The sequence below is a fragment of the Sphingorhabdus arenilitoris genome (genome assembly GCF_042651485.1).
GTDB lineage: Bacteria > Pseudomonadota > Alphaproteobacteria > Sphingomonadales > Sphingomonadaceae > Sphingorhabdus_B > Sphingorhabdus_B arenilitoris.
This window is the reverse complement of the sequence record NZ_JBHSDH010000013.1, coordinates 1,167,266-1,190,393: the sequence shown is the minus strand read 5'-3', so window position 1 is coordinate 1,190,393 and position 23,128 is coordinate 1,167,266. Positions and strand designations below refer to the sequence as shown.

General features: G+C 55.0%; 22 protein-coding genes. 7 read left to right on the top strand and 15 right to left on the bottom strand.

Going from position 1 to position 23,128, the window contains the following annotated elements; translation table 11 throughout:
• Positions 1 to 4: 4 nt before the first annotated feature.
• The 4 genes from ACFOWX_RS09870 to ACFOWX_RS09855 all read right to left on the bottom strand — a co-directional run bounded on the left by ACFOWX_RS09870 (position 5) and on the right by ACFOWX_RS09855 (position 6,019).
• The gene (locus ACFOWX_RS09870; protein ID WP_381423639.1) at positions 5 to 1,936 is read right to left on the bottom strand and encodes a hypothetical protein; all 1,932 of its coding nucleotides are present in this window, start codon (positions 1,934 to 1,936) and stop codon (positions 5 to 7) included.
• Between the two features lie 101 nt (positions 1,937 to 2,037).
• Positions 2,038 to 3,090 carry a hypothetical protein gene (locus ACFOWX_RS09865; RefSeq protein WP_381423638.1) on the bottom strand — a complete coding sequence of 351 codons (1,053 nt, stop codon included), beginning with the start codon at positions 3,088 to 3,090 and terminating at the stop codon, positions 2,038 to 2,040.
• 75 nt (positions 3,091 to 3,165) lie between these two features.
• The gene (locus ACFOWX_RS09860; RefSeq protein ID WP_381423636.1) at positions 3,166 to 5,055 is read right to left on the bottom strand and encodes a DUF11 domain-containing protein; all 1,890 of its coding nucleotides are present in this window, start codon (positions 5,053 to 5,055) and stop codon (positions 3,166 to 3,168) included.
• Positions 5,056 to 5,251: 196 nt separating this feature from the next.
• Entirely contained in the window at positions 5,252 to 6,019 is a 768-nt protein-coding gene (locus ACFOWX_RS09855) for a 16S rRNA (uracil(1498)-N(3))-methyltransferase (protein ID WP_381423634.1), read from the bottom strand.
• Positions 6,020 to 6,142: 123 nt separating this feature from the next.
• Here ACFOWX_RS09855 and ubiA point away from each other — a divergent pair, with 123 nt between their 5' ends.
• From ubiA to ACFOWX_RS09840, 3 genes are read left to right on the top strand one after another with little or no spacing between them, the layout of a single operon-like run.
• Positions 6,143 to 7,054 (top strand): 4-hydroxybenzoate octaprenyltransferase, encoded by a 912-nt coding sequence (ubiA, locus tag ACFOWX_RS09850; protein ID WP_381423632.1) that lies wholly within the window; start codon positions 6,143 to 6,145, stop codon positions 7,052 to 7,054.
• An 11-nt stretch (positions 7,055 to 7,065) separates the two neighbouring features.
• Complete coding sequence (locus ACFOWX_RS09845) at positions 7,066 to 8,082, top strand: aldo/keto reductase (RefSeq protein ID WP_381423630.1); 1,017 nt, start codon at positions 7,066 to 7,068, stop codon at positions 8,080 to 8,082.
• 33 nt (positions 8,083 to 8,115) lie between these two features.
• Positions 8,116 to 9,252 (top strand): NADH oxidase, encoded by a 1,137-nt coding sequence (locus tag ACFOWX_RS09840; RefSeq protein WP_381423628.1) that lies wholly within the window; start codon positions 8,116 to 8,118, stop codon positions 9,250 to 9,252.
• A gap of 6 nt (positions 9,253 to 9,258) precedes the next feature.
• On the opposite strand, the gene ACFOWX_RS09835 is transcribed toward ACFOWX_RS09840, so the two are convergent.
• A complete protein-coding gene (locus tag ACFOWX_RS09835; protein ID WP_381423626.1) occupies positions 9,259 to 9,642 on the bottom strand; it encodes a hypothetical protein in 384 nt (127 codons plus the stop codon).
• Positions 9,643 to 9,858: 216 nt separating this feature from the next.
• On the opposite strand from ACFOWX_RS09835, the gene ACFOWX_RS09830 reads away from it, so the two are divergent.
• Positions 9,859 to 10,776 carry a hypothetical protein gene (locus ACFOWX_RS09830; protein WP_381423625.1) on the top strand — a complete coding sequence of 306 codons (918 nt, stop codon included), beginning with the start codon at positions 9,859 to 9,861 and terminating at the stop codon, positions 10,774 to 10,776.
• Positions 10,777 to 11,174: 398 nt separating this feature from the next.
• Here the strand turns inward: ACFOWX_RS09830 and ACFOWX_RS09825 are convergent, their stop codons facing one another.
• The 3 genes from ACFOWX_RS09825 to ACFOWX_RS09815 form a co-directional block, all read right to left on the bottom strand.
• Positions 11,175 to 11,483 carry an alkylphosphonate utilization protein gene (locus tag ACFOWX_RS09825; protein ID WP_381423623.1) on the bottom strand — a complete coding sequence of 103 codons (309 nt, stop codon included), beginning with the start codon at positions 11,481 to 11,483 and terminating at the stop codon, positions 11,175 to 11,177.
• A gap of 188 nt (positions 11,484 to 11,671) precedes the next feature.
• Positions 11,672 to 12,169, bottom strand: a complete 498-nt coding sequence (locus tag ACFOWX_RS09820) for a hypothetical protein (protein WP_381423621.1) — start codon at positions 12,167 to 12,169, stop codon at positions 11,672 to 11,674.
• Positions 12,166 to 12,921: a DUF805 domain-containing protein gene (locus ACFOWX_RS09815; RefSeq protein ID WP_381423619.1), complete on the bottom strand. Its 756-nt coding sequence runs from the start codon at positions 12,919 to 12,921 to the stop codon at positions 12,166 to 12,168. The genes ACFOWX_RS09820 and ACFOWX_RS09815 overlap by 4 nt, the downstream gene beginning before the upstream one ends.
• Positions 12,922 to 13,193: 272 nt before the next feature.
• On the opposite strand from ACFOWX_RS09815, the gene ACFOWX_RS09810 reads away from it, so the two are divergent.
• A complete protein-coding gene (locus ACFOWX_RS09810; protein ID WP_381423617.1) occupies positions 13,194 to 13,814 on the top strand; it encodes an SOS response-associated peptidase in 621 nt (206 codons plus the stop codon).
• A gap of 7 nt (positions 13,815 to 13,821) precedes the next feature.
• Here ACFOWX_RS09810 and ACFOWX_RS09805 read toward each other — a convergent pair whose 3' ends face one another.
• The 4 genes from ACFOWX_RS09805 to ACFOWX_RS09790 all read right to left on the bottom strand — a co-directional run bounded on the left by ACFOWX_RS09805 (position 13,822) and on the right by ACFOWX_RS09790 (position 15,982).
• Entirely contained in the window at positions 13,822 to 14,013 is a 192-nt protein-coding gene (locus ACFOWX_RS09805; protein WP_381423615.1) for a hypothetical protein, read from the bottom strand.
• Between the two features lie 82 nt (positions 14,014 to 14,095).
• Entirely contained in the window at positions 14,096 to 14,518 is a 423-nt protein-coding gene (locus tag ACFOWX_RS09800) for a hypothetical protein (RefSeq protein ID WP_381423613.1), read from the bottom strand.
• 58 nt (positions 14,519 to 14,576) lie between these two features.
• Positions 14,577 to 15,377, bottom strand: coding sequence for a DUF1295 domain-containing protein (locus ACFOWX_RS09795; protein WP_381423612.1), 801 nt, complete (start codon positions 15,375 to 15,377; stop codon positions 14,577 to 14,579).
• Positions 15,377 to 15,982 carry a lysophospholipid acyltransferase family protein gene (locus tag ACFOWX_RS09790; RefSeq protein WP_381423610.1) on the bottom strand — a complete coding sequence of 202 codons (606 nt, stop codon included), beginning with the start codon at positions 15,980 to 15,982 and terminating at the stop codon, positions 15,377 to 15,379. Before ACFOWX_RS09790 ends, ACFOWX_RS09795 begins: the two co-directional genes overlap by 1 nt.
• A 123-nt stretch (positions 15,983 to 16,105) precedes the next feature.
• Between ACFOWX_RS09790 and ACFOWX_RS09785 the strand changes: the two genes are divergently transcribed.
• Positions 16,106 to 17,230 (top strand): beta-ketoacyl-ACP synthase III, encoded by a 1,125-nt coding sequence (locus ACFOWX_RS09785; RefSeq protein WP_381423608.1) that lies wholly within the window; start codon positions 16,106 to 16,108, stop codon positions 17,228 to 17,230.
• A gap of 21 nt (positions 17,231 to 17,251) precedes the next feature.
• Here the strand turns inward: ACFOWX_RS09785 and lepA are convergent, their stop codons facing one another.
• The 3 genes from lepA to ACFOWX_RS09770 all read right to left on the bottom strand — a co-directional run bounded on the left by lepA (position 17,252) and on the right by ACFOWX_RS09770 (position 21,180).
• Complete coding sequence (gene lepA, locus ACFOWX_RS09780) at positions 17,252 to 19,060, bottom strand: translation elongation factor 4 (RefSeq protein WP_381423606.1); 1,809 nt, start codon at positions 19,058 to 19,060, stop codon at positions 17,252 to 17,254.
• Between the two features lie 77 nt (positions 19,061 to 19,137).
• Entirely contained in the window at positions 19,138 to 19,827 is a 690-nt protein-coding gene (locus ACFOWX_RS09775) for a hypothetical protein (RefSeq protein ID WP_381423604.1), read from the bottom strand.
• Positions 19,828 to 19,896: 69 nt separating this feature from the next.
• On the bottom strand, positions 19,897 to 21,180 hold the full coding sequence (locus ACFOWX_RS09770) for a glycine zipper domain-containing protein (protein WP_381423602.1): 1,284 nt from the start codon (positions 21,178 to 21,180) through the stop codon (positions 19,897 to 19,899).
• A 184-nt stretch (positions 21,181 to 21,364) separates the two neighbouring features.
• Here ACFOWX_RS09770 and ACFOWX_RS09765 point away from each other — a divergent pair, with 184 nt between their 5' ends.
• Positions 21,365 to 23,059, top strand: a complete 1,695-nt coding sequence (locus tag ACFOWX_RS09765; protein WP_381423601.1) for a PHA/PHB synthase family protein — start codon at positions 21,365 to 21,367, stop codon at positions 23,057 to 23,059.
• Positions 23,060 to 23,128 lie beyond the last annotated feature (69 nt).

The following is a 23,128-nucleotide window of genomic DNA, read 5'->3' as shown; positions in this document are numbered from 1 at the left end:
GACCTTAATTGACGGTGACGTTAAAGGTCAGCGCCATGCTGGCTCCGGATGCCAGCGTCGTATTTGTCGCGGTAATTGCCGATCCGCTGAACGAAGCGCCAATGGGATCGCTTTCGTCAGTACCGGTGGCATTATCATCTTCCGCTGTGCTTGCCGCGCCGCAACTTGCGCCGCTGGCCATGGACCCCGCCACATACGTCAGATTCGCAGGAATGGCGTCGGTTAAGCTGATACTGGTTGCGGCTGATGGGCCGCTATTGAAAATGGTGATGCAATAACGCACCAATGCGCCCGGTACAGCTTTCGGGTTGGCGGCGCTCACGCCGTCGGACAGCACTTGGCTGATTTTCGTGGTCGATAGGCTGGCCCCTGCCACATCGAAATTGCGGTCGTCGATATTCCAGTAATTGGCCTCAGTCTGAGCTGTTGGCGCGCCATTGCGGCGGACCAGCCCGTTATTTGCGGCGCCCGATGTGCTGCTGCTCGCGTCCTTGGCAAATATTCGCAAGGTCCAACCGCTGCTGGCCGGCGTGGCGAGGGGGATCGTATAAGTGGGATTGGCCGGATCGGTGCCATTATTGGTCCATATGGCATCTCCCGCAACCGCATCACCATGCGTCCCGTCATTATACAAGCGAATGCCGGAGGCGACGACTGCGCCGCTATTGTTCAAAATGCTGGCGGTAACCGGCAATGTTGCCGCCGTGGGATTGGCATCGACACTGGCGCTGACCGACAATATTTCCCCCGGTGCAACCGAGGCTGCGATAGTTCCTGCCACGCCATAGGCTTCGGCGATGCCGAGCGTGCCGTTGACGACCGACCATTCAATATCGTCGACCAAAAACCAGCTGCGAAAAGTCGCAACATGCGTGGTGCGAAAACGAAGCGTCACCGTCTGCCCTTCAAATCCTGCCAAGGATTGGGAGTAGGTCCACCAAGGCTCGCTGCCTTGTGCAACCGTCATCCCCTGTGTGTGGGTTCCTGTGCTGGTATTGTCCCAGCCATTATAGGGGCCATAGCCAGATTGCGTTGCTGACTGCGCGCCTACCCGGAAATTGGGCGAAAAAGGCCGGGTCGCATAGTTGCCCGCCGTTGGGCCGACAAGCTCGCTGGTGGATGTGCCGACAATATCAATGCGGATGAAATCATATTGTGTGGCGCCATTGGCGGCGCTGTCCCACCCCTGCGGTTTCCAGCGGACGGTGATGTTGCCGGGGTTGGTTGCTGGCACGGTAAATGTGCGGGTCAATGTGGCGCGGTCCGCGCCGTTGCCATCCACAGCGGAACGCGCACCCAGCAGATAGGAAAAACTGCCGCTGTTCGCATTTCCATTTGTGGCCACCGTTGTCTGATCTGAGACTGTGACGGTTTCATTGGGCCGTGCCTGAGCATCATAGCCTGCCACCGCGCTCCCGGTCCATCCGGTCGGGCTTGCCTGACCAGTGGTAGCGCGTTCAAAGTTGGCGTTAATCGGGCTTTGCGGATTGACAGGCTTGGCACCATTTTGGGTGATGTCGAAATAGATATAATAGGTTTGCGCGCCGCCATCCTGAACGATCCACTTCACTTCGCCGCGATTATTGCCGGTGGCATCGGTAGCATCGTTGAACAGCGTATCGGTATATTCCTGCACCGTGACCAAGCTGCCCCCGGGGCGGACGACGCGCACGGAATTTACATCAAAGCTGCCCGATATGCCAAGCTGGGTCATCAACGATGCAAAATCGACATTTACCTTTGCCGTGCTGTTAACGGAGGCGTTAGCGGGCAGCGTAACGGGAACGCGGTAATGCCAATCGCTACCAGCCGCGATACCATCGGGATCCCACCATCCAGGCGCACGCAAATCGGCGCTTGCCGGAACGAAGGGCAAGGCAAAAAGCACGGTCAGCAATAAAACACAGACGGCCCGAAGGGGATGTCTCCTCAACATACCGTTCTACATATGGCATATAATAATTAACATGAATTGTTGAATTGACTGGTTTTTACATCTGATGCAATCGCTGGCGGCTGCTATCGATCCCAATTGGATTAATTAACCGTAGCATTGAAAACCAATGCGATAGTTCCATTGGGAGCGATCGAAGCCGTACGTCCAGTGACGATCGCGCCGCTAACGGACATCCCGATTGGGTCACTTTCATCCGCCCCGATATTATTGTCATCCTCGACAATATTGGCCGCCGCGCAGCTGGTGCCGCTACGCATCGTTCCGCTGATGAAGGAGAGGTTGGAAGGCACATTGTCGGTGGCCACAACATTCGTCGCCGTGCCGCTGCCGCTGTTGGTGACCAATATACAATACCGAACAGATGAATTCGGAATAGCCTTCGGATTTGCGGCGCTGATCCCGTCACTGACGATGCTGGATGTTTTAGTCGTTATCAGGTTGGTGGTGGGCATACACATGGTAATGTCGTGCAATGCCATACTCTGCGTACCTGGATTTAAAGGAGCGCCAGGACCGCTGCCATAGCGAATGGTTATACTATCCACCGGACTGCTGAACGTCACGGTCAGCGTGCCTAATGCCGTAGTATCGCCAGCAGCCGCAGACCCCGTGCCGACATTACCCGATACCGTATTGCTCGGCCCATTGGTCAGCGTGGGTAGCACTGTTGCGCCGTTAAACGTGCCGGTAACCGTAATTTGGTCTTCAAAAGTTGGCGATTTGTCGATGTCGAATAGGCTAAACTGCATCGCCGGCACGGCGGTCGGCAACGTCATAACGATGGTCGAAAAATCTGGTATCGTATCGTTATCCATGCGCAAGAACAGCCCCAGCTCCGCCGGTGTCAGACCGCCCGATGCGGCGGTGCTCAATTGCGGCGTGCCCGCCTGTAAGGGATCAGTCGAGGTTACCGTAAAGCTGTAACTACCCAGCCCAGACAAAGTGTAAGAATTGGACAACGCACCTGATACCCATGCCGGCGTTGCGGTGTCCCAGTCATGTTTCACAGTTGTTGAACAGGGCAGTGCTGGCGAACCAGGCGCTGTTTGAGCAAAGGATTGTGCAGGGATCATCATCGCTGGAAGCAGCACCAAAGCGATACGCAGCAAAGATTGGAATACGCACGTTGGCATAAATTATTCTGTCATGGATGATATCTTATGGTCCATTATGGACTGAATAAGTTTATTTTCGGTGAAGCGATGCGTTCAATTCACCGTCGCGTTGAACACCAGCGCCATATTTGTTGCCGGTGCCAAAGATGGCGCAACGCCGGTTAACGTCGATCCGCTGATGGACATACCCACCGCATCGGTATCGTCCGGGCCAGTGTTATTTTCATCCTCTACGGTCGTGGCTGATGCACAATTGCCGCCTGATCGCATGGAGCCTGTGACATAGGTAAGTGTGGCGGGAATATTGTCCGTAGCGGCAACATTGGTTGCGGTGGCTGTGCCTGCATTGGTGACGAGGATGCAATATTGCACCAGCGCCCCGGGAATAGCTTTCGGATTGCTCCCACTGACACCATCGCTCAAGACGCTGGAAATTTTCGTCACGCTCAAATTCGCAACCGGCCGGCAAAATGTAAAATCATGGATCGAAATGGCTTGGCCATCCGGGTCGGCGGGCGCGGTGGTGTGGTTGCCATAAACTAACGTGATGGTATCCACTGGCGTTGAAAAAGTAACCGTGACATTGCCGTCATTGCTCGTCCCGCCAGCGCCGCCGTCCCCTATCGCCGCATTGCCGGATATGAAATTCACCGCTCCGTTGGTGAGCGTCGCGTTCGATGGCAGGCCCCCGTTATAGCTGCCGGTTACGGTTAATTTGTCGGCAAAGTCATTGGCGGCAAAATCGACGTCGAAAACCGTGAATTGAACTCCGGGTACTGCGGTGGGCAAGGTGATGACGGTGGTCGTAACCTCATTGATGTTGGTATATTGGATAGACTGGAATAGCGATAATCCTGCGCTTCCAAGCCCGCCGGTATTATCAAGGGTGAGCGCGAGAGGTGCATCAAAGGTGCCTTGCGTTGTGATATTGAAATTCACCGTACCGATATTGGCAACATTGGCGCTGCCAGTGGTGCTACCCGGCGTCCAGCTTTGTGTATTCCAGTCCAGTATCGTGGTGCCGGGTGCACCCGCGAGGGAACAGATGCTGTTTATATTGGGCGCAATGCCCGGCAAACGCCCGCCAACGGTGAATGTGTTGCTGGCATAATCATCTTCACTCGTCACCCCGTTGCCGGGTGTGGAATCGGGGTCGGCGGTCGCTGAGGTCAATATCTCTGCAACATTGGTGATGCTGGTGCCCGATGCCGCCGTGATGTTAACGGATAAGTTGATCGACACGGTTTGCCCCGGCGCGATGCTGGTACCGATGGTCCAAATTCCCGTCCCGCTATTGTAGCTGCCGGTTCCCGAAGCGCTTGCGAAAGTGACTCCGGCTGGCAGGATATCGCGGACGGTAACGCCGCTGGTGCTTAGCTGGGATGAACTGGAATTGGTAACCGACAACGTATAAATAGCGCTGCTGGGCGAGCTGGAGGCGACGGTTTTCACCAGTGATAAATCGGCGCTGGGCGGCGGAGATGTCAGGAATAAATCGGCTTGGTAAAAAGTGCCGTTCACCCCGTTATTTTGGAAATCGCAAATGAATAATGTCCATGTTCCCAATGAATCCTGCCCCAAAAATGTCGCGTTTAATCCGTTCGTTGGTTGGAAACTGCGTTGATAAGGAGGAACCGTGGTCGTCGCTGTTGCGGTATCATTTGCCGTGTGAGTGCTGACATTGGCGGCCGCTTGATCGTCCAACAAAACATTAAAGTTATCGGCTGTCCCGCCGGAGGTACCCTTAACGGTAGCGATTGTTCCCGATGGCGAGCGTAAAAATAGGGCGAATTCTGACCGAGTATTGTGCGCCATCAAAACGCCGATATTCACGTCCGTGACAACAAAATCATTCGTGACCACAAAATCCCGGCGGAACGCAGTTCCAACGTTGCAAGCCACTGCTCCGCTAATCTCGCCAACGGCGCTATCGGTGGTGTTGGTATAACGTGTTGTCGACTGCGCATTTGCCGCGCTGGTCATCAAACATAGAAAAACAAACGCAAAAAATGCGGTCCAAAGCCATAGCCCCCTGTGCGGCTGGCGCGGAAGGTGTTTAGTCCAGATCAAAACCTACATCCAATTCGGATGCGTTATGGTCCAATTTGGTTGATTAAATATAAACGAAGGCGGATTTCCCGCGATAGCCAGGATAAAATGACGCTGGAAAAGTGAAAAATTAACCCCAGTCGCTGCCCGGCGCCTGCGCCATCCACGCGCTTATGGCGGTGACCGCTGCGGTATCGGCGCGCAGGATGCGCGGGCCAAGCGATACGGCGCGGGCATTGGGATGGGCGCGGATGGCGGCATTTTCCTGATCGGTAAAGCCGCCTTCGGGACCGATGATCAGGGCGGCTGGCCCCGCATTATCTTTCACCGATGCTGCAAAATTATCGCCGCCCCGTTCATCGCAGAAAAACAATATCCGTTCCGGCGGCCATGACGCCAGCAGCGCGTCCAGCTTGGTCAGCTGCGCAATTTCGGGCAGCGCGGTGCGTTCGCATTGCTCCGACGCCTCTATCATCTGACTGCGCAGCCGGTCATCTTTGGCTTTATCCACAACGCAGCGGTTGGTTAGCACCGGCACGAATCTCGCAATGCCGAGCTCGCATGATTTTTCTGCTATCCAATCCAGCCGGTCCTTTTTCACCAGCGCCTGCACCAGCCATAGGTCGGGCACCGCCTCTCGCTCTCGCAATTTTTCGGTAATGGCCAATGACACCTTGCGCTTTGCCGCAGATATGACGTGGGCGAGATATTCGCCGCTGCGATCATCGAACAGCTTGACCGGCGCGCCTTCTTTTAACCGCATCACATTGGCCAGATAATGGGCCGCATTGCCGTCAATTTCCGCCATCTGATCACACGACAAAGGCTGATCCACGAACAAGCGCGGTGTGGATTTAGGCGGGCCATTTTTGGATAAGCTGGCGGGCGTTGCGGGCATAATAAAGTCTCACGGCCGTCATGCTGAACTTGTTTCAACATCCATTTCACGGCAAGGAACAGTGTATGCGGTTTAATGCACCTTGAAACAAGTTTAGGGTGCGGAAAAAAATTCAGGATTGGCATGAAACAACCCGGCACCATCACCCCCGACAGCGAATATCGCGGCCTGATCGCCATGCTACCGCCAAAGCTGCGCGGTTTTGCCTTGTTGGCCCGATTTGACCGGCCGATTGGATGGTGGCTGCTATTCTGGCCGTGTGCTTTCGGCTTGCTGCTCTCGGGCGGTTTAGCGGCGCATTGGGATTTGCTGCTCTGGTTCCTGATCGGATCGATTGCGATGCGCGGGGCGGGCTGTGTCTATAATGATATTATCGACCGCGACCTCGATGCAAAGGTAGCACGCACCGCATCGCGTCCCTTACCAGCGGGGGTGGTGACCCTGCGCGCGGCGTGGATATGGCTTATCCTCCTATGCCTGACGGGCTTGGTCGTATTACTGCAATTGCGGTGGGAAGCGCAGCTATTAGCCTTGGGCAGCCTGGCCCTTGTTGCCGCCTATCCCTTTATGAAACGGATCACATGGTGGCCGCAGGCTTGGCTCGGCATGGTATTTAGCTGGGGCGCTTTGGTTGGCTGGATCGCGGTGCAGGGCGGGTGGGATCCGGCGATGGCGTGGCTTTATGCAGGCTCGATATTCTGGGTCATTGGTTATGACACCATTTACGCCATGCAGGATAGAGAGGATGATGCGCTGGTCGGTATCCGGTCCAGCGCGCTGCGCCTGGGCGGGCATTTGCGCACAGGAGTGGCGGTCTGTTACCTGCTTACGCTGACGGCATGGGGCATGGCGCTGTGGTCCGTGCGGCCACAGGCGATGGCGCTGATCGCCCTTGTTCCTGCGGCGTTGCACTTGATGTGGCAGGCGGGAAGTTTGAAAGCGGATGGCGATGACGCGCTTGCCAAATTCCGCTCGAACCGTTTTGCGGGCTTGCTAATGGCGCTCGCCTGCTTGACAATAGGTAGCTCAGCTTAAGGAGAGAGATTTTGCAGCACCGGCAATTGGGAAAAAGCGCTGTCCATGTATCGGACATCTGCATGGGCACGATGACATTTGGATCACAAACGGACGAAGCCGAGGCGTTCCGTATTCTTGACCGATGTTTGGAGGTTGGCATCAATTTCTTCGATACAGCCGAAGGTTATCCGGTGCCGCCGGATGTCAAATGGGTGGGCCGGACAGAGGAGATTGTCGGGCGCTGGATGAAAACGCAAAACCGCGATGCGATCATCATGGCGACGAAGGTTTCAGGGCCAAGCCATCACTGGTTCAAATCGCCCTGCCGCAGCGGCATGACGGCGCTGGACCGACATAATATTGTCACCGCAGTCGAAGGCAGTTTGCGGCGGTTGCAGACCGATTATATCGACTTATACCAAACCCACTGGCCCGACCATGGTACCGCTTATGACGAGACGATGGAGGTGCTGGACGAATTGGTCCGTGCGGGCAAATTGCGCGTCCTCGGTTGCTCCAACGAAACCAGCTATGGCCTGATGAAAAGCATCGCGGCGGCGGAAAAATTGGGCACGGCGCGCTATCATACGATCCAGAATAACTATTCGATCAACAACCGCCGGTTTGAAGATGAACTGAAACAAGTATGCCGGTTAGAGGGCGTGTCCTTGCTGCCCTATTCGCCGCTGGCAGGCGGGGTTTTGTCGGGCAAATATCAGGATGGAGCCCGCCCCGAAGGCGCGCGTTTCAGCAAATATATGGGCATGGAAGGACGCCAAGCGGCGATGGTGCAGCGTTTCGCAGGGGAACGGGCCTTGGCCTCGACCGCCCGCGTGCTCGACATTGCGAAGGAGGCAGGAATGTCGCCCGTCACGCTTGCGACCGCATGGTCCAAACAACATGATTTTGTCGCCTCAACGATTGTCGGCGTCAGCGCAGAAAACCAGCTGGATGAGATTTTCGCGGCGATTGATCTAACCTTATCCGATGAGGTGATGACCGCCATCCACAATGTGACCAAAGAGATATTATACCCAATGGGCTAACCCAGCCCTATCCCCCAATATATGGAGAGAAACATGACCCAATTCCCCGATGCAAAGCAATTATTCACCACCGTCACCGATGACGGCAAGCTGATCCTGTCGGTCGAACCCTATGCCGTGCCGGAACCGGGCGAACATGACATTGTTGTGGCGATGGAGGCGGTGCCAATCAATCCGTCCGATCTCGGCCTGCTCACCGCGCCTGCCAATATGGGGAGCGTGCGGCATGAAGTCATTGACGGCAATCCGGCGCTGGTCGCCGATGTCGATCCCATGATGCAGCGGGTATTTGCCGGGCGTAAGGGCAAGAAAATGCCCGCCGGTAACGAAGGCGCAGGCACCGTCGTCGCCGCAGGCAGCGACCCCGCGGCGCAGGCATTGATGGGCAAGAAAGTCAGCATCGTCGGCGGTGAAATGTACCGCACCCACCGCGTTATGAAAGCGATGATGGCCGTGCCGCTACCCGATGGCGCAGCAGCAAAGGAAGGCGCGTCGCTTTTCGTCAACCCGATGACCGCGCAAGGATTTGTCAACACCATGCGCGCCGAAGGGCATAGCGCGATGGTGCATACCGCCGCAGCCTCCAACCTGGGGCAGATGCTAGCGAAACTGTGCCTCAAAGAGGGCATTCCCCTCGTTGCCATTGTGCGCAGCGAGGAACAGGCCAAAATCCTGCGCGATATTGGCCTGACCCATGTGCTCGACAGCAGCATGGACAGCTTCTTTGCTGATCTCGTCACGGCGCTCGCCGAAACCGGCGCGACATTGGGCTTTGACGCGATTGGCGGCGGCAAAATGGCCAATTATATCCTGACCGCGATGGAACAGGCGGCGGCGCGGCGCGGCGCGGAATTCAGCGTCTATGGCTCGACGGTCAATAAACAGGTTTATATTTACGGCCGCCTCGACACGGGCGAGACGATATTGACCAGCGGCTATGGCCTCTATTGGGGGCTGGGCGGCTGGTTGCTCACCCCGCATCTCGAAAAGGTGGGGATGCAGCGTATGTTGGAAATGCGCGCCTATTCGGTCGAGGAGCGGAACGGCATTTTCGCCAGCGACTATACACGCGAAATTTCCCTCACCGACATGACCGACCCGGACATCGCCAAAGCTTATGAGAAAAAAGCAACCGGCGAAAAGTTTTTGGTCAACCCCGCTTTGGGATAATCGCGCTTAAGCTTCATCACCTGATACTGTGACCCGGGCGGTTTCGCGGCCGCTCCGGTCCTTTGCCTCTTGCGCTGCCAATTCGGCGGCTTCATCGGCGTCGGTATAGCTCCATGCCATATTCATCTGATAATATAGCACCAGAAAATGGATGAAAGCAGGGATGATATAAGCGATCAGGATGGAGCTGGCGGTGAGCGCGGCAATGCCCATTCCCAGCATATAATAAGCGAAAAACCCGGCAATCCCGACGCAAAAAAACCAGCTGGCAAGCGCGGTCAACGCCGCGCGGGGCAGGGGCCGAAACTCCCGAAAAGCGATCCCCTTTAGGAAAAAGCCCACCAGAAAATTCATCACAAAACCAAAAGCCAAGCTATAAAGCCAACTCATAAACACCCCCCCCATTTTTCACCATCTGCAATGCAGATAAGCGCTAAGCAGCGCCTGTGTCTAGGGCAAATAGCGGAAGCGGCGGGGCGGAATATTTCACGCGAAGGCGCAAAACGCGAAAGCATCTGGCGTAATGGGGTGAGAGAAGTTAAATCAAGATATTATCTTTGATGGTGTTCAACCGGAGCGCCCCTCATTTCAAAAGGACGGGAAAATTTGAAGCAAAGCCATCATATCCCGCATTTCGCACTCGCCTGTGCCGCGATATGTGCCGCTGCGTCCATTGACCATGCTAACGCGAAAGATAGGGGAGCCGCAAATCCATATTTTGAGGATTTATCGGAACAACCTGCGTCAAAATCGGTCGGTGATGCCGATGTCAATGCAAAGTCTGTTATCCGATGTACGGCGGATAAGCGATGGTGTGCTGAGCTATTAACCAACGCTGATACCATTGGCTTCACAATGAATCTTTTCGATGGCCGCAGCCGCGATGACGCGGATAGCATCAGGAAAAATATCGCCAGTTATACGGTTTCTGAAGATAGCGGCGATTCCGCATATGATCGTTCCTCGACCGAAATATGGCCGCAAATTATACGGCAGCCTGTGGGCGATCCGGTCGATGAAGGGACGGAACCGCGCGAGACGATTATAATCGGCCTGCTGTCTGGACAAAGCAGCATGTATTCCGGAGGCGGTGCACAAGTTACCACGCTCAATTTATACCGGGTTAACGGTGACCCATTCACAAATGCAGGATTGGAAAATGTGCTGAATGTGCCGTGGAACGGTTCGATTATGATCCGGGCCTGTTTCAGCGAAGAGGATTTGACATTGCGAAAGGGCGTCTGCCATGATCTTTACGACTTTACCGCCGAATTAACTCTGGCCAAATCCCACAATTCACCCCTCCTTCCGCAATTAATCTATCAAACCAAAGCAGTGGCAACGCCCGGAACCAGCCGCCGATCGAACGACAATAGCACAGGCGTTCAATTAACCGATAAAGACATATTACCGCAAACCGACCTTCGATGCAGCTACCGCCGGCTACTGACCTATAACCCGACGACACAGCGCTATGAATTCGACCGCCCCGGCCCGGATTGTTCAGATTATACAATGCCATGATGCGTTATTTTCGCAGAAAAATTGCGGCGACATAATAGGAGATAGTGAGCGCCCTGACCGATCTTGGATGTTACATTGGGGCGGGCCTGCCCTTCAAAATAAAGGCGATGTTGATATTTGAACGCCGTGAGGGATGGTAATGCAAGTTGCGGTTAGGATCTACTATTGCGCGCCGGAATTCGCTCTGTTCCGAGAATTCTACGACTGGGCTGGCGCGGCGGGGCAGAATATTTCACGCGAAGGCGCAAAGATTTTGAAGATGGCGGTGCAGAGCGGTGCCGGCGCGGGAAAACCGACCCCTTGATAATCTTCGCGCTCTTTGCGTGAAATTATGGGCGGGTAATGGAGCTATTCAGGAATTTGTCGCCGGAATATCCTCCCGCGATACATTGCCGTCGCTATCTTTTGCGGACAAATTCGGCGCGCAGCACCAATCCTTTGATGCCGGGATATTTGCAGTCAATTTCCTGCGCGTCGCCGGTTAAGCGGATGGACGGAATGACGGTGCCTTGTTTTAACGTTTGGCCCGCGCCTTTGACGGTCAAATCCTTGATTAACGTCACTGCGTCGCCGTCGGATAACAGGTTGCCCACCGCGTCGCGCACGGTAACCTGATTTTCGGCAGCCTGTTTTGCGGCTAGGTCCGATGCGGACATCCATTCGCCGCTATCTTCATCATAAACATAATCTTCGTCGCTGCTGTTCATACCTATACCCCTTTTGCGAGCGGTGTATCAGGCAAATGGGCGATATGGCAAGCGGGGAGGCAGGGCGGAGGTTAGCTTTGTTTCCGGCCAAATCCGGCGCTGGATGAAGGGTGCTCTGACGGCGCTCCCTGTTGCGCCTTAAATTGGCGGAGGTCTCTGCAATTAAGGCTGCTCATTGCTTTTCGGCTTTACAGATTGGGGCGTTCATTTGATCGGCCGGCATCACGGTCAAAAATGTCGTCGACTGCAAATTCCGCTTTTGAAGGCATTAACCCGATTACAAAAGCAAATGACGGCTGCGACCAAAGAAATAGTCCAAATATCCCCCAATCACTGTCCCAAAAATCTTGCCTGACGATTGAAAAAATTGCCGCTAAGGATGCCAACGATACCGCCAACGAAACCCAAGGTAACAATATCGGCCATCCAATATCACGGCACCGCAGCATCATGACAATATGGAAAGCTAAACCAAAGATTATGATCGCGGTCATACCGACGACCGCGACTTGAGAAGGGCCAATAATTGCACTTACACCCGCTCCGAACAGGATCACTGCTTGCAACATTATGCAAGCAAGTAAGGTCATCCAATAAGCAGTTCTGCTGATACGGGTATTACTCAATCCAAAAATTGACATGATGGGTTCGAGGGACAGCCACGATAATTTGTCAGCCCACTTCATCCTTGTTTCCGGCCAAATCCGGCGGATCGGGGGGGCGCTGATGCTGGCGAAGGTCCGGCAGATGGTGCGGAGTTGTCCGCCGATGCGCCGGCATTTTGCGCTTGATAGGCGGCGAGCGCTTCGGCAATTGCGGCGTCGTAGCGGGCGTTGCTTTCCGATGGCATATTATCCAGAGCATTGTCCCGCGCTTGTTGTTCCGCACGGATCCGGCGCAGCATCTCTGCCTCTTCGCTGGCCGATAAACTGGGACCTTGGCGAAAATCGGGGCCGGGGCCTGCGCCTGCGGATGGGCCATGATCAAAAGCGCCGCCGCCGGGAGTGGGGCCGCTATTGGGCGCAGGGACATAGCTTGGCCCCATCCCTTGCTGCGACGGAAGGATGCCGATCACAATCATCAGCAACAGGTCGAGCAGCACGACATAGTTGGCGATTCCAATTCCACTGCCGACAAAATTACCGCGGATTGCGGCGCCGAATGACGAAAAAGATAGCAATATGTTGAGGCCGAAAGATGCCCATGGCAGCCATGCGGGCCAACCAATATCGCGGCACCGGCGCATCATGATGACCCGGAAATATAACGACACCGACACGATCATCAAGAACAGGATAGGGCTCATGCCCCAACTGCCGGTAAATATCGCTGCCACTGCGCCCGCGATCAGGGCAATTATCGCACCAATACACATGATGAAAGAGAGCCAATATTGGCCAATGCCGACCCGCCCGCTTTGTACAACGCCAAATGACATATATTATCCCCAAAATATAGTATCTTGGGTATAGGCGCATTTGATTAAAATCGGGTTATCGGGCGCTGACGAGCTATGGTAACAGCTTCGTATTTACCGGCACCTTTCCGTTATCGGTCGAATATCCGCAAAAAGGGTGTCGCAGGCCGAGGCGCTAAAAAACGCTTTCCCACAGGCCCATTTTCATGCTTTTTGCGGCGGATGATCATTGACCGCCGTCCTGAAACCCTGGCCGTTTACCAGATAAGCCGGTGCCATGGTGCGCCGCCATTATGACCGCGCATTACCGGCTTGATGTCGATGCGCGGCAGGTGGCGGATATGTTCGGTGCGGATGCCGGGCGCGATCCGTGGGCGGGCGGTTACGTGACGCCGGGCAGGCCCGCCCCTTTGGTGCTGCGCGGTAAGGATGGTGGGCGCTATCTTGCCCCGCGCATCTGGGGCGTTCCGCCGCATCAAAGCTTTTCCAGCGGGATAACAGATAGCGGCCGGTATCGTCCCGTCACCACGGTGCGCAACACGCAAAGCCCGTTTTGGATCGGCAATTTGCGTCATACCGAATTTCGCTGTTTGGTGCCGGCCACTGCCTTTCAAATATGGTCAGCGGCGGCGGACCCGCGCACGGGGCGAAAACGGCCCTATTGGTTCTATGCGCCAGCACAGCCGGTAATGGCCTTTGCCGGTATATGGCGCGACAGCGAGGTTGCAAGCTTTGCGCTGCTCACCACCGAGCCGAATGACCGCATCGCAGCGATTAACCCAGCTGCGATGCCGGTTATCCTTGCACCGGAGGACCAAGAGCTATGGCTCACCGCCGATTGGAATAGCGCGGAGTCTTTGGTTCGGCCTTACCCCGCTTCGATGATGGAATGCCTAGACCAAGGCGGCGGATAAGCGCTGGTTAGTATCCCGTCGCAACCGAAATACCGGGATCAGGGGGCGTGCCGTAAAGCGCAAAACCCATCCAGCTTGCCGACAATATACCGATTGCCAGAAACAGCGATACCGCGAGTACATAACGCACACCGTGATTTTTGGTGCCGCCGCTGGCTTCGTCCTCGGTTAACTCGTCGTGATCGTCATAATGTATCATAGCCTTCTCTCCTCAACTATGGTTTACAAGATACTCCAACAGCATGGGCGGTGATAGACGGGCGGAATCCTAATAGCCGTTTTTATCCTCGGTTGAGCGCTACATCGAGCGACAAGCGGTCTTCATCCCGGAAAGCCCAAATGACCAAAGTCGCCGCCGCCATCCCGAGCGAAGGGAAAAACAGCACATTGCGGGTTTCCTCGGTCAGCAAATATAGGCCAAATGGATCAAGCAGATATTTCCAAATGGCCGCCGCGCCAAGGCAGAGGATAAACGCCTGCACCGGATAGACAAAGCGGCGCAGCAGGCCCAATATCGTGAGCAAGCCGATAGCCACTTGGAATAGTCCCCACGGCGTCTGGATCATCGCGACCGAAACAATGCCGCCGTAATATGTGTTGGATACGCCGATTGCGGCATCCGGGCTCATAATTTTGATTAGCCCCCAAATGACGATCAACAAGCCTGTTGATAGGCGCAGGAATAATAAGCTGGCAGCTTTCATTGGTGATCTCCCTTTCACTATTCTTCGTAAGGTCCAGCGTAAAGGTTACGCGCGAAAGCTATTTTTTCGGCGGCCAGGGGAAAAATGCGGAGGTCCGCTGGACATAATCCTGATATTTGGGGCGGGTTTTATGCAGGCCGCGTTCCAGCAGCGGTCCGCCCGACCATTTCATCAAGGTGAAGCTGAGAAATAACGGGCCAATAATAGTGATCAGCGCTGTGGTCAGGCCGCTATCGGCAGCGACCAGCCATATGCCCCACCATGTGGTGAAATCACCGAAATAATTGGGGTGACGGGTATAGCGCCACAGGCCGGTGTCGAGCACCTTGCCCTTATTTTCGGGATTTTCCTTAAATGCTTTTAACTGCGCATCGCCGATGGTTTCAAACGCGATACCGGCAATGGCGATAGCCGCGCCGATCCATGCCAGCGCGCCGATGCCCGTGTCGTCATGGCTGACAATAATTCCCATTTGCGCTGGCAGGCTGGTGATGAACAACAGCGGCATTTGCATCAACCAAGCCATAATCAGCGCCGCGACCGGCCAGCTCCAGCCGCGTTTTTCCATCGCATGGCCCAATATCTTTTTATACCGGTTATCCTCACCCTCTTTGCGCCAGCGGGTGAATAGATGGATCGACAGACGCAGCCCCCAGATGGTGGTCAGCGCCAGCAACAACGTCCCGCGCGGCGATTCTCCGGCATGGATCCAGCTTGCCCAAGCGAGGATGACCATGCCAAATGCCCAAAATGCATCAATGAAGGATACGTCGCGTATCCGCACCGATATGGCCCAGAGGATCAGGATCATCGCGAGTAATATGGCGAAATTCAGCGCCAACAAATATGCGGTCATCATTATAGCCCTTCTTTCCCGGTGATGCTTTTCACGGCGCGCTCTGGATGGCGAGGGACAATGTCGCGGTAAAATTCGATCACTTTGGCCATATCCGCTTCATAATCGCCGCTAGGGTAAATGGCGGGGCCAAGACCGCCGGTTTTTTTCCCATAATCCATCATGCCAATTACAAAAGGCACTTTGGCGGCGAGTGCGATTTGATAAAATCCGGTTTTCCATTTGCTATTGTTGCTGCGGCTGCCCTCTGGCGCAATGGTCAGCATAAATTCGTCGCGCTTCGCAAATTCGTCGGCCATTTGCTGCACATAATTTTGCGGGCTTTTCCGGTCGATGGATACTCCGCCCATATCAAACAGGAAATTGCGCACCGGCCATTTGAACAAACTGTCCTTGGCCATGAAATGCGGCATAATTCCAAGTTCTTCGGTCAGGCCGATAAAATAGATAAAATCCCAATTGCTGGTATGCGGCGCCGCGACAAGCACGAATTTGCGCGGCTGCGGAACGACACCGACCGCTATCCAGCCATTGCGTTTATAAATCCAGTAAATCGCCCGCCGTAACAGGCGGGACAGCAGGCTGGGTTTACGGTTGGTAACCGGCATGAATATAAAGGTCCTCTCTCTTTTGAAGCTTTAGCAGCAAGGGCCATGCTTGCAAATGACTTGTCACGTCATGGCCCTAGCGTTAATCGGTGGCTTCAAGCAAATCATAAACGCGGGAAAATAATGTCCATATCAGCGATACCGGTAATCTCCTCTACGGGTCTTTATACGCCGCCCGAAAGCATTAGTAATGCCGAGCTAGTCGCCAGCTATAATAGCTATGCTGACAGGTATAATGCCGCGCATCCCGATGCCGAGCCGCTGACCCATAGTTCGGTGGAGTTTATCGAGAAAGCCAGCGGGATCAAATCCCGGCACGTTATCGATAAAGCCAGCATATTGGACCCGGACATCATGTGCCCGCGTATGGAGGAACGTCCCAATGATCAAATTTCGGTTATGGCCGAAATTGGCGTTGCGGCGTGCAAAGATGCGCTGCAACGGGCGGGGCGGGATATTAAGGATGTCGATGCGATTTTATGCGCTGCATCCAATTTGCAGCGCGCCTATCCCGCAATGGCAATCGAGATCCAGATGGAATTGGGCATGGAGCATGGCTTTGCCTTTGACCTGAATGTCGCTTGTTCCTCTGCGACCTTTGGCATCCAAACTGCCGCCGATTATATTCGCAGCGGCAACGCGCGGTCGGTGCTGGTGGTGAATCCTGAAATAACCAGCGGCCATTTGAATTGGCGCGACCGTGACAGCCATTTCATCTTTGGCGATGTGGCAACCGCCATTTTGGTTGAAGCGAAAGATATAGCGCCAGCGCAGCATTGGGAGATTTTGGGCACGCGGCTCAAAACCCAATTTTCCAATAATATCCGCAATAATTTCGGCTTCCTCAATCGCGCCCATGGCGGGATCGAGCAGGATGGACCGAAATCGGACAAGCTGTTCATTCAAGAAGGGCGCAAGGTGTTTAAGGAAGTGGTTCCCATGGTGGCCGAAATGATCGTCGATCATGCGAGCACGTTGGGCTTAAACGGTGCCGACCTGCGGCGGCTTTGGCTGCATCAGGCCAATGCCGGCATGAACCGCCTGATTGCGCAGCGGGTGTTGGGGCATGAGGCGAATGCGGATGAAAGCCCAACGGTGCTCGACGTCTATGGCAATACATCGAGTGCAGGCTCAATCATCGCGTTTCATTTAAATAGCGATGATCTGACGGCTGGTGATACCGGCCTGATCTGCTCCTTTGGCGCGGGCTATTCGGCGGGCACGGTGTTTGTGCGCAAGGTAGGTTGAGCGCCGCGACCAGCGGCCTGACTAACCCTCATCCCCCATGCGAAGCGCCGCAATAAACGCTTCTTGCGGGATACTCACGCTGCCATATTCGCGCATCTTGGCCTTGCCCTTTTTCTGCTTTTCGAGCAGCTTTTTCTTCCGGCTAATGTCGCCGCCATAGCATTTGGCGGTCACGTCTTTGCGCATCGCGCTGATAGTTTCGCGGGCAATAACCTTCCCGCCAATCGCCGCTTGAATGGGGATTTTGAATAAATGGCGGGGGATCAAGTCTTTTAACCGTTCACACATATGGCGGCCCCGGCTTTCGGCCGCTTGCCGGTGGACGATCATCGACAAGGCATCGACGGGCTCTGCATTCACCATGATATTCATTTTGACCAGGTCGCCGGGGCGAAGGCCGATTTGTTCATAGTCAAAACTGGCATAGCCGCGTGAGATGCTTTTCAGCCGGTCGTAAAAATCAAACACCACTTCATTGAGCGGCAGTTCATATGTCACCTGCGCACGGTCACCGACATAGGTCAGATTTTTCTGAATCCCGCGCCGGTCCTGACATAGTTTCAATATGCCGCCCAGATATTCGTCCGGGCAATAGATCACGGCCTGTATCCACGGCTCTTCCATATCTTTGATCTTGACGACATCGGGCATATCGGCGGGATTGTGCAGAAATTGTTCGTCGCCATTGGTCATCACGACCTTATACACAACCGACGGCGCGGTGGTGATCAGGTCCAGATCATATTCACGGGTCAGGCGTTCCTGGATAATTTCCAGATGCAGCAACCCCAAAAAGCCGCAGCGAAAACCCTGTCCCAACGCCGCGCTGCTCTCCATTTCAAAGGTGAAGCTGGCATCGTTGAGGCGCAGTTTGGAAATGCTTTCCCGCAGCTTTTCAAAATCCGCTGCATCCACGGGGAATAATCCGCAGAAGACCACCGATTGCACTTCCTTAAATCCGGGCAGCGCCTCGGTCGCGCCATTTTTGACGGTGGTGATGGTGTCGCCCACGGCGGTCTGGCTGACCTCTTTAATCTGCGCCGTGATGAAGCCGATTTCGCCTGCGGCAAGCTGCTCCAGCTGTTCGATCTTTGGCCGCATACAACCAACGCGGTCGATCAAATGCTCGGTGCCCTGCGCCATAAACTTCACCCGCTGACCTTTTTTCAAGGTGCCGGAAATGACGCGGACGAGGATAACCACGCCCAGATATGGATCATACCAGCTATCGACCAGCATGGCTTTCAACGGAGCATCGCGGTCGCCTTGCGGCGGCGGAATGCGGGCAACAACGGCTTCCAATACCTCTTCGATACCGATCCCTGATTTCGCGCTGGTCAAAACCGCTTCATCGGCGGGCAGGCCGATAATGTCTTCAATTTCCATCTTCACCTTGTCAACATCGGCAGCGGGCAGGTCGATTTTGTTGAGCACGGGCACGATTTCATGATTATGTTCAATCGACTGATACACGTTGGCCAGCGTCTGTGCCTCTACGCCTTGCGCCGCATCGACAACCAGTAGCGCGCCTTCGCAGGCGGCAAGGCTGCGCGACACTTCATAGGCAAAGTCAACATGGCCGGGCGTGTCCATCAAATTCAGCTCATAGGTTTCGCCATTTTTGGCCGTATAATTCAGGCGGACGGTCTGCGCTTTGATGGTAATGCCGCGCTCTTTTTCAATATCCATATTGTCGAGCACTTGCTCGCTCATTTCGCGCTCAGTCAGCCCGCCGGTCACTTGGATCAACCGGTCGGCTAATGTCGATTTACCATGGTCGATATGGGCGATGATGGAAAAATTGCGGATATGGGAGAGAGGAGTAGACATGGCCGCGCCTGTATCAGCAGATGCCTCTTCACAAAAGAGAAAAACGCTTATCTGCCCGCTATTGCTGCGCTTCGGGATTACCGGCCGAGCGTTATAATCTGACCCAATGTCGTGCCATAATGGCGAAGGGGCGGCTGGCCAGTGATCCGGTCGTATAAAATATCGACCATGGCAAAATCAAAATCCAGAATATAGTCGCTATCTTCGCCGGGCCCGGCGGGCCGAATGAGGCAAGGGCGTTTGGCGTGAAACGTGCGGGCCAGATGCTTGGCGCGGTTGACCTGCCAGGAAAAGCGCGGATCGCGCAGCCGTACCGCTTCGCCTTCCAGTAACGCCAGATCGGCGGCGAGCGTGAAAATAATATCCTCCCCTGCGCGGTCGCTTTTTTGATAGTGGTAAAATGCTTCGGTCCCTTGCGCCGCGGGCAATATTTGGGCGAGCGATCCGCTTTCCTGCTTTAACCAGTCATCGATCCGGCCAGCTGCGGTAATAACAGCTGACACTGCTGCTTTAGGGTCAAGCATCGCCGCTGCGTCCACGCCATTGTGTTCCAGCAAGTCGGTGATAAGCCGCAAGCGTTCCTTTCGGCTGTCCAGCAGATGGGTCAAATTGGCGTCCTGTTTGGCAGGCGTCAGCGCGGATTGCGCACAAGCAAAAGGCGGTATATTGGGCGGATAGTTGCGCAATTGTTCGGCAAGCGGCGGCATGGGCGTCTTCGCTGGAGCCGCGCCTTCATTGCCGCTGAATAGATTTTTAAGCCAGCTCATATCCTGATGATAATCAACCCGGAGCGATTATGCTAGAGGCTGACCCCACCCCCAGCCTCATCTCCGGCCTCAACCGAACCAGCTGCTGACGGTATTGAAAACGCTTTTGCCGATCTCGCTGCCCGCGATGCCGCCAATCACCCCGCCGACGACGCCGCCAATAACTGTGCCGACGCCCGGAACCACGGAGCCAAGCGCGGCCCCTGTCGCAGCGCCAGCCCATGCACCGCCCGCACCGGCAACGATGCCCGATGCGGCGCGTCCGGTATTTTCGCCAATGCGTCCGCCATCGGCCTGCCATGCTGAACGCAATTCTAAACCGTCCATAACGAGACCAACGGGTTTTGCGACGCGGCCCAAAGTGCGCAGCGCCCGGCCGCTATTGCTCAGCGCCTCGCCGCTAGCCTCCAATGCTGCACCCGATGCGCGTGCGGCCCGGTTGTCGGCGACGCGGGCGATGTCATGGGTCGCCTCGCGTGCGGCTCTGCCGCTATCACGGGTGAAGCCAACCTTTGATTCCACCTCAAGCCTTTCGGCCATGCGCGGGTCGGCACCCGGGCGTTCTGCCACCACGTCAATCACCCGCGCGCCGCCTTGCACCACGTTATTGGGGTGCGATGCGCCGACAAACCTGTTGGCGCCTTGGGTGACGTTATAGCCTTGGTTGCGATAATTTTGTGCAATCATATTTTCCGCAAGGGCGCCGTTCGTGTTGTTGGCGCTTCCCACGCTGATGCCGGTTCCCTTGGCCACGCTGCCCGCGGGCGGGGCATGGATAGTGGATGCAACCTCAATGCCGCCAGCGCGAAGCCGGTTTGCCAGATCGCTGTGGAAACCGCCCAAATTGGTCCATGCGCTCGTGGTTGCCTCCCAGCGTACGGTTAAAATGGGATTTTGCGTCAATATCCGGGCGCCAGCGGTCGTCTGTTCTAGGCCGCGTGCAATGCGTTCTGCCCCGGCGTTGCTGACCACCGAACCGGCGGCGTAAATACCCATGCCTTGACCGGCGCTTGTGTTGGATGCTGGCGTGTTGGATGCTGGACTATTTGATGACGGCTGAATTGCGGCGGAGAAATCGCGGTCAAAGCGGCTAAGGTCGCCAATATTGCGTGCGGCCAGTTCGCTGCGGATGGCGGCATAGGCGCTGCTGGCGGCAGCGGGGTTGGTGCGGGCGGCATCGGCAACCATGGCCGCGAGCGCCCGGGTATCGACAGGACCCGTTGCACCCATGCGCGTGCTGTCGATTAAACCGCGCGCGGTCTGGGAATCACCTACGCGAAAATTGTCATTGCCGATGGGCGGCGCGGTCCGGTTATTATTTTGCACATTGTTGGCAGCAGCGGTGACACCCATTGATCGTCTCCAAAAAAATAATAGCCCCGCAAACGCTATGCCAGATTCGCTCACAACCGAAAATCAACGAAACGTTTAGGAACAAATCAGGATCATTCGATAAATGCTTGGCACGTATGAACAAGCCGATTGACCAATAACCTTTGTCTGTGCATTCTGAATATGAGAGGTTCAGGAGAGAGAAATGGCAAAAAACAAAAATATGTTCGGCGGATTTGAAGCGGCCAATGATGCAACCATGGCGCTGGGACCGCTGGCGGGAATAGCAAGAGAAGATTTTGCAGGTGCGGTCGCCCTGTTGCTGCGCGAAACAGCGGCCAACCCGCAAAAGGTTTTTAAGGCCACTGCCGATTTTAACGAAGATGTGGTGAAGATTATGACGGGGCAATCTGACTTGGCCCCCGACCGCCGCGACAAACGCTTCATGGATCCGGCATGGCAATTCAACCCGTTTTTTAAGGCGGGGGCGCAATATTATCTGGCGATCCAAAAAGGCATCAAAAGCTATATTGAGGATTTGGAGCTGGACGCATTGGAACGCGACCGGGCGAATTTTATCTCGCAAATTATTATCGACGCTTTGGCCCCTACCAACAGCTTAATTGGCAATCCCAGCGCGCAAAAACGGTTGGTCGACAGCGGCGGCTTGTCGCTGATTAAAGGTTTGAAAAACGCCTATAACGATATGGTCAACAATGACTTCATGGTCAGTCAGGTCAACAAAGAACCCTTCAAAATCGGTGAAAATCTGGCGACGTCCAAAGGATCGGTGGTGTTCCGGAACGAGATGATGGAATTGATCCAATATGCACCGACGACGGATCAGGTCTATGAAATCCCGATGCTGACCATCCCGCCGCAGATCAACAAAATGTATATTAACGATCTGACCCCTGAAAAAAGCGTGGTCAAATGGCAGCTCGACAACGGCATACAGCCTTTCATGATCAGCTGGCGCAATCCGGAGCATGAGCACGGCATTTGGGGGATGGCCGAATATATCGAATGCTGCCGAGAGGCGATTGATGTCGTCTGCGAAATAACTGGCAGCGACAAGATAAACGTGTCGGGCGGCTGTTCAGGGGGTCAGACGATGTCCGTCCTGCTGTCTAAATTGGCGTCGGAGGGCGACAAACGGGTCAATGCGACAACCATGATGGTCTGCGTATTGGAACCGCGGCAAGGCGATACAGAGGCAAGTTCCATGGTGTCGGAAAATGGCATCGCACTCGCCCGCCAACGCGCCGCAAAAAAAGGCGTGATAGAGGGCAGCTCGCTCGCAAGGGGCTTTGCATGGTTGCGGCCCAATGACCTGATCTGGAATTATGTGATCAACAATTATTTGATGGGCGATGATCCGCCCGCATTTGATATCTTATTCTGGAATGCCGACGCAACCAACCTGTCCTCCACATTGATGGGTGATTTTCTGGAGCTGTTTGAGGCCAATGCCTATGCCGATCCCGGTAAATATGAAATTGCCGGGCATAAGGTGGATTTGAAAAAGGTTGACACCGACCTGTTCATATTGGGCGGGACCACTGATCATATTACGCCTTGGCGTGCCTGCTACCGTTCGACCCAGCTGTTCGGCAGCAAAAATGTCGAATTTATCTTAAGCCAAGCGGGGCATATGCAGGCGATATTAAACCCGCCAGGCAACCCCAAAGCGAAATATTACAAACATAAAAAAGACCAGACACCCGCCGATGTGGATGAATGGATGGCGGGCGCGGAAGAGGTCGCTGGAAGCTGGTGGCCCTATTGGATGGAATGGTTGCATAAACGGTCGGGTAAAAAGATATCGGCGGCCAAAAGCACCGGCAGCAAAAAACACCCCGCGATGGAAGATGCGCCGGGGCTGTATGTGTTCGATTGACCTTTTGAACAGGGTGAGCTGAACGCCGGGAAAGGCTGGTTTTTGCGGTAACTGTCTGGGGTGATGTGA